This is a genomic window from Streptomyces sp. NPDC004788 (assembly GCF_053601115.1).
In genome coordinates this window covers 23,346-37,340 of the sequence record NZ_JBSGBF010000004.1, presented here as the reverse complement: position 1 = coordinate 37,340, position 13,995 = coordinate 23,346, and the positions used below count along the sequence as shown (strand labels likewise).

At 72.7% G+C, this 13,995-nt stretch carries 13 protein-coding genes; 4 read left to right on the top strand and 9 right to left on the bottom strand.

Going from position 1 to position 13,995, the window contains the following annotated elements; translation table 11 throughout:
• Positions 1 to 6: 6 nt before the first annotated feature.
• Together ACWEJX_RS03260 and ACWEJX_RS03255 are read right to left on the bottom strand one after the other, a co-directional pair.
• On the bottom strand, positions 7 to 1,200 hold the full coding sequence (locus tag ACWEJX_RS03260) for a cytidylyltransferase domain-containing protein (RefSeq protein WP_451605820.1): 1,194 nt from the start codon (positions 1,198 to 1,200) through the stop codon (positions 7 to 9).
• Positions 1,200 to 2,546 (bottom strand): DUF6716 putative glycosyltransferase, encoded by a 1,347-nt coding sequence (locus ACWEJX_RS03255; RefSeq protein ID WP_451605819.1) that lies wholly within the window; start codon positions 2,544 to 2,546, stop codon positions 1,200 to 1,202. Before ACWEJX_RS03255 ends, ACWEJX_RS03260 begins: the two co-directional genes overlap by 1 nt.
• A 199-nt stretch (positions 2,547 to 2,745) precedes the next feature.
• Here ACWEJX_RS03255 and ACWEJX_RS03250 point away from each other — a divergent pair, with 199 nt between their 5' ends.
• Positions 2,746 to 3,741, top strand: a complete 996-nt coding sequence (locus ACWEJX_RS03250) for a glycosyltransferase family 2 protein (RefSeq protein ID WP_451605818.1) — start codon at positions 2,746 to 2,748, stop codon at positions 3,739 to 3,741.
• Positions 3,738 to 5,087 carry an alpha-2,8-polysialyltransferase family protein gene (locus ACWEJX_RS03245; protein WP_451605817.1) on the top strand — a complete coding sequence of 450 codons (1,350 nt, stop codon included), beginning with the start codon at positions 3,738 to 3,740 and terminating at the stop codon, positions 5,085 to 5,087. The genes ACWEJX_RS03250 and ACWEJX_RS03245 overlap by 4 nt, the downstream gene beginning before the upstream one ends.
• A 58-nt stretch (positions 5,088 to 5,145) precedes the next feature.
• On the opposite strand, the gene ACWEJX_RS03240 is transcribed toward ACWEJX_RS03245, so the two are convergent.
• The 3 genes from ACWEJX_RS03240 to ACWEJX_RS03230 all read right to left on the bottom strand — a co-directional run bounded on the left by ACWEJX_RS03240 (position 5,146) and on the right by ACWEJX_RS03230 (position 8,342).
• Entirely contained in the window at positions 5,146 to 5,967 is an 822-nt protein-coding gene (locus tag ACWEJX_RS03240) for a MerR family transcriptional regulator (protein WP_451605816.1), read from the bottom strand.
• A 37-nt stretch (positions 5,968 to 6,004) separates the two neighbouring features.
• Positions 6,005 to 6,658 (bottom strand): leucine efflux protein LeuE, encoded by a 654-nt coding sequence (gene leuE, locus ACWEJX_RS03235; protein ID WP_451605815.1) that lies wholly within the window; start codon positions 6,656 to 6,658, stop codon positions 6,005 to 6,007.
• Positions 6,659 to 6,761: 103 nt separating this feature from the next.
• Positions 6,762 to 8,342: an acyl-CoA mutase large subunit family protein gene (locus tag ACWEJX_RS03230; RefSeq protein ID WP_403795775.1), complete on the bottom strand. Its 1,581-nt coding sequence runs from the start codon at positions 8,340 to 8,342 to the stop codon at positions 6,762 to 6,764.
• 249 nt (positions 8,343 to 8,591) lie between these two features.
• Here ACWEJX_RS03230 and ACWEJX_RS03225 point away from each other — a divergent pair, with 249 nt between their 5' ends.
• Entirely contained in the window at positions 8,592 to 9,473 is an 882-nt protein-coding gene (locus ACWEJX_RS03225; protein ID WP_451605814.1) for a L,D-transpeptidase family protein, read from the top strand.
• Positions 9,474 to 9,729: 256 nt separating this feature from the next.
• On the opposite strand, the gene ACWEJX_RS03220 is transcribed toward ACWEJX_RS03225, so the two are convergent.
• Positions 9,730 to 10,860: a hypothetical protein gene (locus ACWEJX_RS03220; RefSeq protein ID WP_451605813.1), complete on the bottom strand. Its 1,131-nt coding sequence runs from the start codon at positions 10,858 to 10,860 to the stop codon at positions 9,730 to 9,732.
• Positions 10,860 to 11,528 carry an RNA polymerase sigma factor gene (locus ACWEJX_RS03215; RefSeq protein WP_451605967.1) on the bottom strand — a complete coding sequence of 223 codons (669 nt, stop codon included), beginning with the start codon at positions 11,526 to 11,528 and terminating at the stop codon, positions 10,860 to 10,862. The genes ACWEJX_RS03220 and ACWEJX_RS03215 overlap by 1 nt, the downstream gene beginning before the upstream one ends.
• A gap of 408 nt (positions 11,529 to 11,936) precedes the next feature.
• Here ACWEJX_RS03215 and ACWEJX_RS03210 point away from each other — a divergent pair, with 408 nt between their 5' ends.
• A complete protein-coding gene (locus tag ACWEJX_RS03210) occupies positions 11,937 to 12,686 on the top strand; it encodes a Clp protease N-terminal domain-containing protein (protein WP_451605812.1) in 750 nt (249 codons plus the stop codon).
• A 5-nt stretch (positions 12,687 to 12,691) separates the two neighbouring features.
• Here the strand turns inward: ACWEJX_RS03210 and ACWEJX_RS03205 are convergent, their stop codons facing one another.
• Both ACWEJX_RS03205 and ACWEJX_RS03200 read right to left on the bottom strand, forming a co-directional pair.
• Complete coding sequence (locus tag ACWEJX_RS03205) at positions 12,692 to 13,213, bottom strand: hypothetical protein (protein ID WP_451605811.1); 522 nt, start codon at positions 13,211 to 13,213, stop codon at positions 12,692 to 12,694.
• A gap of 65 nt (positions 13,214 to 13,278) precedes the next feature.
• On the bottom strand, positions 13,279 to 13,914 hold the full coding sequence (locus ACWEJX_RS03200; protein WP_451605810.1) for a DUF4328 domain-containing protein: 636 nt from the start codon (positions 13,912 to 13,914) through the stop codon (positions 13,279 to 13,281).
• Between the last annotated feature and the right edge of the window lie 81 nt (positions 13,915 to 13,995).

Here is a 13,995-nt window from a genome sequence, read left to right as displayed (position 1 = left end):
CGGGGCTCAGGGGGTGCGGGGCTCGGGGACGGTGAGCTCGGGTCCGAGGAGCCAGGCGGCGATCTCGCGGATCGCTCCGGAGCCGCCTGGGGTGTCCGTGACCGCGCGGGCCGCGGCCCGTACGGAGTCGTGGGCGCTGCCCACCGCGACGGGCCAGCCGACGAGGTGGAAGCAGGGCAGGTCGTTGACGTCGTTGCCGGCGTAGAGCACGCGCTGCGGGTCCACGCCCTGCTCGTCGCACCACTGCTTGAGGGCGAGGTCCTTGCGGTCCACGCCGTGCAGCACGGGGATCCGGAGCTTGCGGGCGCGGGCGGCGACGACCGGGTTCTGCTCGGTCGACAGGATCAGCAGCGGCACCCCGGCCTTGCGCAGGGCCGCGATGCCGAGGCCGTCGCCGCGGTGCACGGAGACGAACTCCCGTCCGTCCGCGTCGATGTGCACGCGGTCGTCGGTCTGGGTGCCGTCGAAGTCGAGGACGACCGCGTCGACGTCGGCGACCGTCGGGGTGACGGGCGTGTCGAGCAGCGGGGCGAGGGCGCGGGCCCGGGCCAGGTCGTGCGGGTCGTCGATCTCCAGGACGCGTGCCGGGTCGGTGACGACGAGTTCGGTGCGGCCGAAGAAGCGGTGCTTGTGGGTGCGGAAGCCGTCGGCGGCCATCGCGTAGACGGCGCCGGTCTCCAGGTACTCCGGCTCCCGGTCCTGGCGGCGCGGCCGGTGCGCCTTGTCGTGGTTGACGCCGGTGGCGCCGCCCGCGGTCTCGCGCCAGAGGAAGCCGTGGCTGAGGGCGGCCGTGAACGCGGTGTCGGCGGCGCCCTCGGTGATCCGGCGCGCGGTCTCGTCGACCTCGTCGGCGCCGAGGAACGGGCTGGTGCACTGGACGAGCAGCACGACGTCGGCGGCGCGGCCGTGGGTCGCCTCGAAGGCGTCCATGGCGTGCAGCACGGCCGACTCGCTGCTTGCGGTGTCGCCGGACAGCTCGGCGGGCCGGCGGACCGCCTCCGCGCCGAACGCGCGCGCGGCGTCCGCGATGCCGGAGTCGTCGGTGGAGACGACGACGTCGGTGACGGCGGGCGCGCCGAGGCAGGCCCGGACGGCGCGCCCGACCAGCGGGACGCCGGCGACCGCGGAGAGGTTCTTGCCGGGCACACCCTTGGAGCCGCCCCGCGCGGGGATGACGGCGAGCACGGTCGGAACGGTCATCACAGTTCTCCCAGGCGTCGGATCACAGGGGCCACGCGCTGGACCCCGTGGCGGTAGGCGCCGCGCGCCACCTCGCGGACGATCCGGCGTACGCCGCTCTCGCGGGGCTCGGGGGCGGTCACGTCGAGGCGGTGGCGGGCGAGGATGCCGGGCAGGTAGCCGCCGGCGGTCGCCTCCGTGTAGTACGGGGCGATCGGCGGCAGCGCCGGGCCGTCGAGCAGCTCGGCGACGCGCGCCCGGGCGGCGTCGAAGGCCCTCTCGTACGAACCGTCGGCCCCGACGCCCTGCCGCCCCAGCCACTCCTCGTCGGGCTCGGGCGCGGCGCCCTCGTCGAGCGCGTCGAAGGAGGTGAGCAGGCCGGAGCCGATGAAGTGGTGGTTGCCGAGCACCTCGCGCACGCCGAGGTCGGTGAGGACCGCGGTGGGGATCCGCCGGTGCAGCGCTTCGAGAGCGGCCGTGGAGGAGACGGTGACCAGCAGGTCGGTGCGGTCGAGGACCTCTCCCATGTGCCCGTACACGAGACGGAAGTTGGGCGGCACCTGTCCGTCGGGAAGGTCGCGCACCAGTCGCTGGTACGGGAACTCCTCCAGGTGGGTGGTGTGTTCGCCCGGCTTGGAGCGCAGCTTGAGCAGCACCTCGCGGCCCGGGTGCAGCCGGGCGTGCTCGACCAGCCGGCGCAGCACGTAGGCGCGTTCGGCCTTCGTGACGGGCACGGAGGGCTGCGCGGCGAAGACCAGCGTGTCGCGGCCAGGCTCGGGCTTGTGCGGGGCGCCGCCCAGGAAGGGCAGGGCGGCCTCGACGACCGCGTGCGGGTCGGCGCCGACGCCCTCGTACACGGCGCGGAAACGCTCCGCGTCGTGGCGGGAGTTGGCGAGCACGACATCGGCGCCGTGGCGCAGCAGCAGGCCGTCGGCGAGCTTCTCGTAGACGACGCCGACATAGCCGGTGACGATCACCGGCCGGCGCTCCAGGCCGAGTTCGGCGATGCCCTGGAGGACGGCGCGGACGGTGCCGCCGACGAGGGCGAGCACGATCACGTCGTATCCCTCGCCGCGTGCGCCCGCGTCCCGTACCTCCCGCAGGAACCCCGCGCCCGTCACCTCGCGCGGGGCGGTGTCGGACACCCCGGTCTCGGCGAGCTGGCGGGTGGTGGGGGTGGCGCGGCCGCGCAGGACGAAGCCGGTGACGGCAGCGGATTCGGGAGAGGTCTCGGCAGAGGTCTCGCGGGAGTTCTCGCAAGAGTTCTCGGGAGAGATTCTGCGTGCGGTGAGCACGCCCCATTTCCACCGGGTGTCGGAGTCGGCGAGAACGGCGACGCGCACCGCTCGTTCGGTACGTGATGGCACGTCGAGGACGCTAGGAGGGGCGGGGGATTCGCGGCCCAACTGAGCCACAACAAATGGTTAACAGCGCCAAGACGCCTCGCTGGAAACGGACAGAAAGGGGTCCGGGACCGGGCCGGTTAAGGGGTCCGCCGCTTCGTGTTCACCGGGTGTCCCCTCATCGGTCAGGACGAATGCCGGGGCGGCGCCTAGCGTCCGGTGCGTGGTCAAGCTCTCCGTCGTCGTGCCGTTCTACAACGTGCAGACATACGCCCCCGACGCCCTCAGAAGCCTGCGCGCGAACGCCCGCGAGGACTTCGAGTTCCTTCTCGTCGACGACTGTTCGACGGACGGGACCGCGGAGATCCTGGCGCGCGCCGAGCGCGAGATCCCGGGGGCGCGGCTGATCCGGCACGAGCGCAACGAGGGCCTCGCCACCGCCCGCAACACCGGTCTCGACGCGGCCCGGGGCTCCTACCTGGCCTTTCTCGACGGCGACGACTGGCTGTCCCCCGGCTTCTACGCGCGGCTCGTCGCCACCATGGACGAACGGCCTTGCGACTTCCTGCGCGCCGACCACGTCCGGGTGACCGGCCGGACCCGGTCCGTGCGGCGGGTGCCGGTCGGGCGGCGCGGCGAGGTCCTGCGGCCGCGCGACGCGATCCTGCCGGCCGACCGCACCACCTCCGTGGACTACCCGTACGCGTGGGCCGGGCTCTACCACCGGCGGCTGCTCGACCGCGGACTGCTGCATTTCACGCACGGCCTGCGCACGGCGGAGGACCGGCCGTGGATCTGGCGGCTGCACCGCGAGGCGGAATCCTTCGCCGTCACCGGCGAACTCGGGATCTTCTACCGGCGCGGGGTGGCCACCTCGCTCACCCAGATCGGCGATGTCCGGCAGCTCGATTTCATTCGCGCTTTCGACCAGGTGATCGAAGAAACGCGACGGGATCCGGAAGCGGACCGGCTGCTCCCCAAGGCCGTTCGCACGTATTGCGCGGTGATTTCCCACCACCTCAACACCATGGCGAAATTCGAACCCGAAGTCGGGCGGAAATTGCGGGCGATGAGCGCGGGCGCGCTGCGCAGGATGCCGCAGGACGTCCTCGCCGAAGCCCTGACGGCGATGGGCGAGGACCGGGCGGGTCCGCTGCGCCGGCTCAAGCGCCGCCGCCCCGCACCCGCACCGGCCCCCCTGGAGACGAACGCCGTATGAGCACCACCCCCGTGCCCAGCACCGCCAAGACCACCCAGATCTTCTACGCCTCGACCCTCTACGGCGCCGCCACCCTGGCCGCCGCCCTCGACAGCGGCTGCTTCGGCCCGGCCGACCGGCGGGTGCTCCTGGTCTCCACCAACGCGGCCGTGCCCGAGACCACCACCCCGCTCGACCGGATGCCCGGCTTCGAGCGGCTGCGCGGCCGGTTCGACGAGGTGCTGGACTGGAACGCGACGATCGAACCGCTCCACCCGGGCGGCTGGCGGCCCCGCCCGGACGACCTGCCGATGCTCCAGCGGCATCTGCGGCTGCTGTGGGGGCTCGGCACCGACCGGATCGAGCTCGCCGTGGAGTCCCTCCAGGTCGCCCCCGCGCTCACCATCGCCCAGCTCTTCCCGGACGCGTCCATCAGCGTCTACGCGGACGGCCTGATGAGCTACGGACCGACCCGCAACAAGATCGACCCGCTGGTCGGCGAGCGGGTGCGGCGGCTGCTCCACCTGGACCTGGTGCCGGGGCTCGCGCCGCTGCTGCTCGCCGAGTTCGGGGCGGTCGCCGAGACCGTACCGACGGAGGCCTTCACCAAGGTGGTGGAGGAGCTGGCGGGCGCCGCGGACCCCGCGGCCGCCGAGACCTCCTCGGGACCGGCCCCGGCGCTGCTGCTCGGGCAGTACCTGGCCGCGCTCTCCCTCCTCACCGCCGAGGAGGAGGGCGAACTGCACCTGCGCATGGTCCGCGGCGCGGTCGCCCGCGGCCACCGCCGGCTCGTCTTCAAGCCGCACCCGACGGCACCCGACGCCTGGTCCCGGGCGCTGGTCGCGGAGGCCGAGTCGCTCGGCGCCGAACTGACCGTCGAGGACCGCCCGGTGCTCGCCGAGGTGCTCTACCGGGAGCTGCGGCCCGCGCTCGTGGTCGGCTGCTTCTCCACGGCGCTGTTCACCGCGAGCGCCTTCTACGGGATCGAGACCGCGAAGGTCGGCACCCGGCCGCTGCTCGCCCGGCTCACGCCGTACCAGAACAGCAACCGGGTGCCGGTGGCCCTCGTCGACGCCCTCGTCCCCGACCTGGAGGAGCCGGGCGGCCGGCCGCCCCTGGCCGGGGCCGCGCTCCAGGACCTGGTGGCGGCGGTCGGCTTCGTGATGCAGCCGAGGATCCGGCCGGACCTGCGGGACGCGGCCGTACGCCATCTGTCGGGACCGCTCGCCGCCGACACCCGGCACCACTTCACCCGCCGCCGGCTCACCTCGCTCGGCCTCCCCGGCGGCCTCCCCGTCCCCCGCCACCCCGGCCTGCGCCGCCTCGTCCGCCGCGCCCTGAAGCTGAAGCGACGGGCCCTGGGCTGACGGCGCGCGCCGGCCTCGGGCGCCGCCCCTCAGGCGTGGGCCGGTCGCGCGGGGCACCTCAGGCTCGGCTGACCGGCTCCTGGAGTTCGGTCACCCAGCCTGACTCGTCCGCCGGGCACTCCAGGTACAGCTCGCGGGCGTAGCCGGCCGAGGCGTAGCCGTTGGTGTCGATCCAGCTCGCCAGGGTCTGCGCGGTCGGCAGGATGCCGTCCATCGAACCGCGGTGGACGACCGTGGCCGCCTCCTCGATCCCGGGCAGCACGAGCACCTCCACGCCCTCCACGACCGTGCCCTCGGGCACGGTCGTCGCGGCGTGCACGACGACCGAGCCGTCACCGCGCCCGGCGTCCTCGTAGTACGCGATGCCGGGCCCGAAGCCCTTGACCCCGGCGGCCTCCAGGCGGCCGCACAGCTCCTCGTACAGCGGCCCGATCACCGGGCTGATGTGCTCCGGGCCGAAGCTCGCGGCGATCCCGCTCAGCTCGGCGACCCGGACGGCGGGCACCTTCTTCACGACGACGTCCTGCGTGGACATGCGTCCCTCGCTCTCGATGGCTCGGAGCCGCTCCCCGACCCGGGCGAGCCGGGCCGCCGCCTCCGCGACGGCCGTCTCCAGCTCGGCCTGCCGCAGCCGCAGCATCCCGCGCAGCTCGTCCGGCCCCACCTGCTCGTCGAGGATCGACTGCACCTGTTCCAGGGTGAAGCCGAGCTCCTTGAGCGCGATGACGCGGTTGAGCCGGGCGAGCTGCGCCGCCTCGTAGAAGCGGTAGCCGCTGTGCGGGTCGACGTGGGCCGGGCGCAGCAGTCCGATGGCGTCGTAGTGACGCAGCATGCGGACCGACACCCGCCCGTGCCGGGCGAAGTCTCCGATGGTGAACATGACGCCCCCTACGGAACGGCCTCACACCGTGTCAGGGTCAAGCGCTCGCCAGCGAGAGCTTCGCGGCGAAGCCGAGGAAGAGGGCGCCGGCCGCGGTCGTCGCGCCCGCGGAGAGGCGCTTGCGGCGGCGGAAGGCGGCGGCGAGGCGGGTGCCGCTGAAGATGAGGGTGGTGAGGTAGAGGAAGCTGCCGAGCTGCAGCAGGGTGCCGAGGACCAGGAACGACAGCGCCGGGTAGGCGTAGGAGGGGTCCACGAACTGCACGAAGAAGGAGATCAGGAAGAGGATCGCCTTGGGGTTGAAGAGGCTGATGATCAGCGCCCGGCGGTACGGGCGCTCCACGGTGCCGGTCTCCTGCGGGGCGGGCTCGTCGGCCACCGTCTCGTGCCGCGCGCGCCACATCTCGCGGGCGGCGCGCAGCATCCCGTACGCCATCCAGGCCAGGTAGCCGGCGCCCGCGTACTTCACGATCATGAAGAGCAGCGGCGTGGTCTGGAGCAGCGAGGCCGCACCGAGGGCGGCGAGCGTCATCAGGACCGTGTCGCCGGTGAACACGCCGGCCGCGGCCTGGTATCCGGTCCGGGTGCCCTTGCGGGCGGCGACGGACAGCACGTACAGCGAGTTCGGCCCCGGGAGAAGGATGATGAGGACGAGCCCGGCGAGATAGGTCGGCAGATCGGTGACACCCAGCATGAAGCGGAGTGTCGCACACCGGTACGACACTCCGCTTTAAATTTCAACAGATGGAACGGGAACAGGTCGCGGGTCGTTACCGATCAGGACTGATCAGGGCGGATCAGAACGCGTCGGTCGGGACGTACGTGCCCCACACCTCGCGCAGCGCGTTGCACACCTCGCCCACCGTCGCCCGCGCCTTCAGCGCCGCCTTCATCGGGTACAGGACGTTGTCCGTCCCCTCCGCCGCCTTCTTCAGCTCCGCGAGCGCCGCGTCCACCGCCGCCTGGTCGCGCTCGGCGCGCAGCCGGGCGAGGCGCTCGGCCTGCTGGGCCTCGATCGCCGGGTCGACGCGCAGCGGCTCGTAGGGCTCCTCGACGTCGACGGTGTAGCGGTTGACGCCGACGACGACGCGCTCGCCGGAGTCGGTCTCCTGCGCGATGCGGTACGCGGAGCGCTCGATCTCGTTCTTCTGGAAGCCGCGCTCGATGGCGTGCACCGCGCCGCCGAGCTCCTCGACCTTCGCCATCAGCGCGACCGCCGCGGCCTCGACGTCGTCGGTCATCTTCTCGACGACGTACGAGCCGGCGAACGGGTCGACGGTGGCGGTGACGTCCGTCTCGTAGGCGAGGACCTGCTGGGTGCGCAGCGCGAGCCGGGCCGACTTGTCGGTCGGCAGCGCGATGGCCTCGTCGAAGGAGTTCGTGTGCAGCGACTGGGTGCCGCCGAGGACGGCCGCGAGGCCCTGGACGGCGACGCGGACCAGGTTGACCTCGGGCTGCTGCGCGGTGAGCTGCACGCCCGCGGTCTGGGTGTGGAAGCGGAGCATCAGCGACTTGGGGTTCTTGGCGCCGAACTCCTCCTTCATGACCCGCGCCCAGATCCGGCGGGCCGCCCGGAACTTGGCGACCTCCTCCAGGATCGTCGTGCGCGCCACGAAGAAGAAGGAGAGCCGGGGCGCGAAGTCGTCGACGTCCATGCCGGCGGCGACCGCGGTGCGGACGTACTCGATGCCGTCGGCGAGCGTGAAGGCGATCTCCTGCGCGGGCGAGGCGCCGGCCTCGGCCATGTGGTAGCCGGAGATCGAGATGGTGTTCCACTTCGGGATCTCGGCCTTGCAGTACTTGAAGATGTCCGCGATCAGCCGCAGCGAGGGCTGCGGCGGGAAGATGTACGTGCCGCGGGCGATGTACTCCTTGAGCACGTCGTTCTGGATCGTGCCGGTCAGCTTGTCGGCCGGCACGCCCTGCTCCTCGCCGACGAGCTGGTAGAGCAGCAGCAGGAGCGAGGCGGGGGCGTTGATGGTCATCGACGTGGAGACCTTGTCCAGCGGGATGCCGTCGAACAGCACCCGCATGTCCTCGATCGAGTCGATGGCGACGCCGACCTTGCCGACCTCGCCGTGCGCGATGGGCGCGTCGGAGTCGTGGCCCATCTGGGTCGGCAGGTCGAAGGCGACGGAGAGGCCCATGGTGCCGTTGTCGATGAGCTGCTTGTAGCGGGCGTTGGACTCGACGGCCGTGCCGAAGCCGGCGTACTGGCGCATGGTCCACGGCCGGCCGGTGTACATCGACGGGTACACACCGCGGGTGAACGGGTACGCGCCGGGCTCGCCCAGCTTCTCGGCCGGATCCCAGCCCTCCAGGGCGTCCGGTCCGTAGACCGGTTCGATGGGCAGTCCCGACTCCGACTCGCGCGCCATGTGCTGTGCCTCCGCTGCTTCCCGCTGCCGCTACCGCTACCGCTACCGCTACCGCTGCCCAGTTGTACGGACCCTCGCGACGGACTGTAGCCCCGCCCGTACGACAGGGAGGAGGGCAGCCCGCTGGGACCTTCCTCACAGCATGCCCGTCTCGATTCGGTCACGTGCGCAACCGCGCGCGGCCGGGAATCCATCCCTTGTGTACACACGTCGTCCCGGGGGGCACCGATGAAGCGTTCGTCGTCCGTCATGAACAGAGGAATCCTGGCCGGCACGGCCGTCGCCGTGGTGGTGGCACTGGCCGCCGGCTGCACGCCCGACGGTTCGGGTCCGGGTACGGATCAGGGCAAGGGGAAGGGCACGGCCGGCCAGGCGCCGACCACGTCCTCCCCGTCCGCCTCCGCCACGCCCAGCCCGTCGGCGAGCGCGAGCGCGACGTCCGACGACAAGCCGTCGTCGCCCACGCCGTCGGCGACCGCGACCACCGGCAGGCCGAAGCCCAAGTACCTGATGACCGACGGCGACGAGAGCGCGCAGGTGCGCGAGCTCCAGGCGCGACTGCGGCAGCTCGACTTCTTCGACCGGGCGCCCACCGGCTTCTACGGGACGCTGACGACGGCCTCGGTGAAGAGGTTCCAGTCGCGGCGGGGGCTGCCGGAGACCGGCTCGGTCGACGAGACGACCTGGCGGACGCTGCTCTCCGTCACGCGGAAGCCGACCGCCGAGGAGCTGAAGCCGTCGACCACCAACAAGCTGGACGCGCCCGACCCGCGCTGCCTGACCGGCCGGGTGATGTGCATCAGCAAGGAGACCAGGACGCTGGCCTGGATGATCGACGGCAAGGTCGTGTCGTCGATGGACGTGCGCTTCGGCTCGGAGAACACGCCGACCCGCGAGGGCCTGTTCAAGGTGGAGTGGAAGGCGCGCGAGTGGACCTCGACGATCTACCACACGCCGATGCCGTACGCGATGTTCTTCAGCCGCGGCCAGGCGGTGCACTACTCGGCGGACTTCGCGGCCCGTGGCTACGCGGGGGCCTCGCACGGCTGCGTCAACGTCCGGGACAAGGCGAAGCTGTCGGCGCTGTTCGACCAGGTGAAGGTCGGCGACAAGGTCGTCGTCTACTGGTGACCGGTGAGCCGGTCACCAGTGAGCCGGTGAGCCGGTGACTCGGTGAGCCGGTGACGTAGAGAAGGCGGCTCGGAAGAAGAGAAGAGAGAGGGCGCGGGTGGGACCGGGGGAACGTGCCCCACCCGCGCCGGTGCGCCGAGCCGAAGGTACGGGGGGAACCCCGGCTCCTTGCGCTCGCCGATGACCAGTCGGCTCACTCAGTACTGCGTCGGCGAGCCGAAAAGTGTCACACCTGCTTTTCGGCGCTGGTTCGACGCTATGAACGCGAGCCGTTCCTGCCGTGCGTCGAGGAGGACGCGGAGCCCTTGCCGTGGCCCTTGCCGGCGCCCTTGTCCTGGCCCGCGCCCCTGCCGTGGCCGCCGCCGGAGCCCGCGGAGCCGGCAGAGCCTACGGAACCGGCAGAGCCGCCGGAGCCGCGATCGCGGTCCCGGTCGCCTCGGTCACTCTTGCCGTCGCCGTCACTGTCGCCGTTGCCGCTGTCGGAGCCGGAACCGCTCCCTTTGTCGGTGCCGGACCCTTTGCCGGAGCCGTCGCCCGAGCCTCCGTTCGCGGAGCCGGAGGTCGTGCGGCCGGTGGTGGGCAGCGTGGTCGTGTTGACCGGGACGCCGGAGAGGACGCGGTCGCAGTAGCGCTTGACGGTGTCGCCGCTCTTGAGCGCTTCCGTGAGCCGCTGCCGGCCGCTGTCCGCGAGCTTGCCCGCGCGGTAGTCCTGGCACGCCCTGACGATCCGGTCGCGCTCGGCCGCGTCGCCCGTGACCGGGTCGCCGGTGCCGCCACCGGGGGTGGCCGTGTCGCCGCCGGTGCCCGCCGTGGTGGCGTCCGGGCCGTCGGTGGGTCCGGGCGTGGTGGTCCGGCCGTCGGGGCCGGTCGTCGGCACGCCGGGCACCTCGCTGCCGGTGCCGCCGGAGATCGAGGCGGAGACGCTCGGGTCGGTGATGTTGCCGGCGTCGACCGAACTGCCGGGCCCGGGTTCGTGGGTCAGCGGCAGCACGCCCGTGCCGGCGGCGACGGCGACGCCGCCGACCGTGACGGCCGCGAACGCGGCGGCGAGCCCGTACCGCAGGGAACGGCCCCAGCGGCGCCCCTCGGCGGCCGGGGCGAGCCGGACGGCGCCGAGGTCGGCGTATCCGGAGTGACCCGGCGCGGTCGCGGCCGCGCCGGCCCGCTCGGCGGACGCCTTGCGGAAGGCGGCCAGGGCGGCGGCCTCACCGGGGAGTTCGCCGTCGGGGCCGAGGGCCGGCGCCGTGGCTGTACGGGCCGACTCGAGGGCGCGTGCGAGGAGCCGGGCCTGGTCCCGGGCGGCCTGGTCGCCGGGGTCGACGGCCTCGCCGCGCAGCAACCGCTCCGCGGCCTCCTTGTCGAGCCATGCATACCGCTCGTCGGCCATCACATGTCCTTCTGCGTCCGCGGGCGCGATTGCGTCACACGTCCGGAATCCGGGGCACCGGTCCGCCGGCCGCGCTGCGGCGGTACGCCGTCGAGCGCGGCCGTGTCGGCGTCGGCACCGGCCGCGCCGAGGAGTTCGGCGAGCTTCTTGAGGCCGCGGTGGGCGGCGGTGCGGACGGCGCCGGGGCGCTTGCCGAGGGTCTCGGCGGCGCTCTTGGCGTCCAGGCCGACCACGACGCGCAGGACGACGGCCTCGGCCTGGTCCTGTGGCAGTTGGGCGATGAGGTGCATGGTGCGGCCGGTGGCCAGGGCTTCCATCGCCTCGTCCGCGGTGTCGGAGTCGGCGGGCTTGTCGGTCAGTTCGGTCTCGTCGCCGCCCACGGCGGGGCGGCGGCCGCGCATCCGGATGTGGTCGAGCGCGCGGTTGCGGGCGATCCGGGCGGCCCAGCCGCGGAACCGGTCGGCGTCGCCGTCGAAGCGGTCGAGGTCGCGGGCGATCTGCAGCCAGCTCTCGGAGGCGACGTCCTCGGCGTCGGCGTCGCCGACCAGGGTGCGTATGTAGCCGAGGAGCCGGGGATGCACCGCGCGGTACACGGTACGGAAGGCGTCCTCGTCGCCGTTCTGCGCGGCGAGCACTGCGGCCGTCAGCTCCGCCTCGTCCCCCAGCACTCCCCACACCTGTTCGTCGTCACGCACATCGCGGCTGGTCGTCACCGCGCGCCGCCCTTGGCGCAGCAGAACGCTACGTCCTGTTCGGGCGCCGCGTCCACGCGGGTCCGGTTCTTTGTACAACTCACAACTTCGTCCGGGGTGACGCCGGGCGTGACGCATGGCGGGACACACGGCGGGAACGCGGGGTGTGACAGAAAACGCACGCGCGGCGCTGAAGGGAGTACGGGGCCGTGCTGCGGCTCCGCGGACGACGACCGGGGCCTCTCCTGTGGGGGGTGGCGGCCCCGGTCGTCTTCCTATGGGGCGCCTCCCGAGGGCGCCCTTTTTTCTTTTCCCTCCACCTGCGGAACGGGACTGTCAACCGACCGTTGACACCGCGAGAGGTGTCAACCTAGGGTTGCACTCATGACGAATCCACTCGGCATGAGCAACCCCGTGCGGCTCGACGACCTGATCGACGCGATCAAGAAGTCCCACCCGGACGACGCCCTCGACCAGCTCTCCGACGCGGTCATCGCGGCGGACCACCTCGGCGAGATCGCCGACCACCTCATCGGCCACTTCGTGGACCAGGCCAGGCGGGCTGGCGCCTCCTGGACCGACATCGGCAAGAGCATGGGCGTCACCCGGCAGGCGGTCCAGAAGCGCTTCGTCCCCAAGGACGACAGCGCGGCGGACGCGGCGAAGATGGACCCGAACGCCGGCTTCAGCCGGTTCACGCCCCGGGCCCGGAACGTGGTGGTGGCCGCGCAGAACGAGGCGTCCGCCGCCCGTAACGACAAGACGGGCCCGGCACACCTGGCGCTCGGCCTGCTCGCCGAGCCCGAGGGGATCGCGGCGCGCTGGATCACCGGCCAGGGCGTCACCCCGGAGCAGCTGCGGGAGGCGGTCGGCGCGACGCTGCCGCCGCCCGTCGAGGAGGTGCCCGCGCTCATCCCGTACGACGCGGACGCCAAGAAGGTCCTGGAGCTCACCTTCCGCGAGGCCCTGCGGCTCGGCCACAACTACGTGGGCACCGAGCACATCCTGCTCGCCCTCCTGGAGTTCGAGGACGGCAAGGGCACGCTCGCGGGTCTCGGCCTCGACAAGGCGCGGGCCGAGCAGCAGATCACCGAGGCGATCGACTCGCTGTCGGTCGAGGAGCCCGAGGTCTGATCAGGTCAGGCGGTGCGCGCCCTGCGTGAGACGACCGCGCGCAGGACGCGCCCGCCCTCCGTCGACAGGTCCCGGGCCCGGCGCAGCCCGGTCGGGCCGTGCGCGGCCGACTCCAGGACGGCCTGCTGGCGGCGCAGTTCGCCCGCGAACAGCGGGCCCGCCTCCGTCGCGTCGTACCGCTCGTGGACCGCGAGCGCCGCCCCGGAGCACTCCCGGGCCCAGGCCCGCAGCGGCTCCGCGGCCCACTCGACGGGCGCCCCGGCGAGCATCCCGCGCACGAGCGCGGGCACCTCGTCGCCCTGCGTCCCGTCCGCGTCGAGCTCGACCCGAGCCTTCTCGACCGCCTCGCCCCAGGCCCCGCCGTCCCCGCGCGCCACCGCCGCCCACACCGGCCGCAGCACATCGGCGCGGTCGGGCGCGAACACCGGCAGGCAGCGGTCCAGGCAGGCGAGCCCGGCGGCGGCAAGGCCCCGCTCGTCGGCCCGGTCGATCAGTTCCAGCAGGCTCGTGCTCGTCGCGGACGTCATGGCCGCCTCCTCGCCACCGATGCGGACGCAGTACTTCCCCTACTGCGCCGAGGGGCGCTTTTTCGTCACTGCGCGGCCGGAATCATGCCAGTGGCCTTCGCGTGCTGCATAGAGGTCAGACGGCGTACGACGAGAATCGCGAGAACGGCGGCGACGACGTCGAGCCCGTCTCCGGCGAGGGACCACTGGGTCGCGGTGACGTAGCCGTCGGCCGTGTCCGCGGCCCTGGACAGCCGGGCGGAGACCTGGTCCGCCAGCGAGCCGGCGATCCAGAACGTCCACCAGAAGTTGATGAGCGTGAAGTCGCCGCGGCCGTCGGCGGCGTACGCGTCCGGGCGGCTGGCCCGCCAGATGTCGGTGGCGACGCCCCGAGGGATCCACAGGGTGCCGATCGGGATGAACCAGCCGCCGATGGCCCAGCCGACGCCCCGGCTGTGCGTGTCGGGGGCCCACACCTCGGTGTTCCGCCGCAGCCGGTGGAACCAGACGATGAAGACGACGGCGGTCGCCAGGAACACCAGTGAGCTCACTCCGTAGAGCGGGCTGAGGTCGAGGCCGCCGACCATGGCCGGGTTCAGGTCGGACGTCGTGCCGGCGGCCAGCGCGTGGACGTCGATCAGGCCGAGCACCACGTCGAAGACGATGTTCACGGCGAGCAGGGCGACAACGGCGCGTGACAGGCCGGTCGGATTGCGGAGCATGAAGATCGGTTCCCCCCAGATACGCGGCGCCCCTCCCCAGAAGCACCGGTGCGGCTCGTCGGCCGCGACAGACGACGGAAC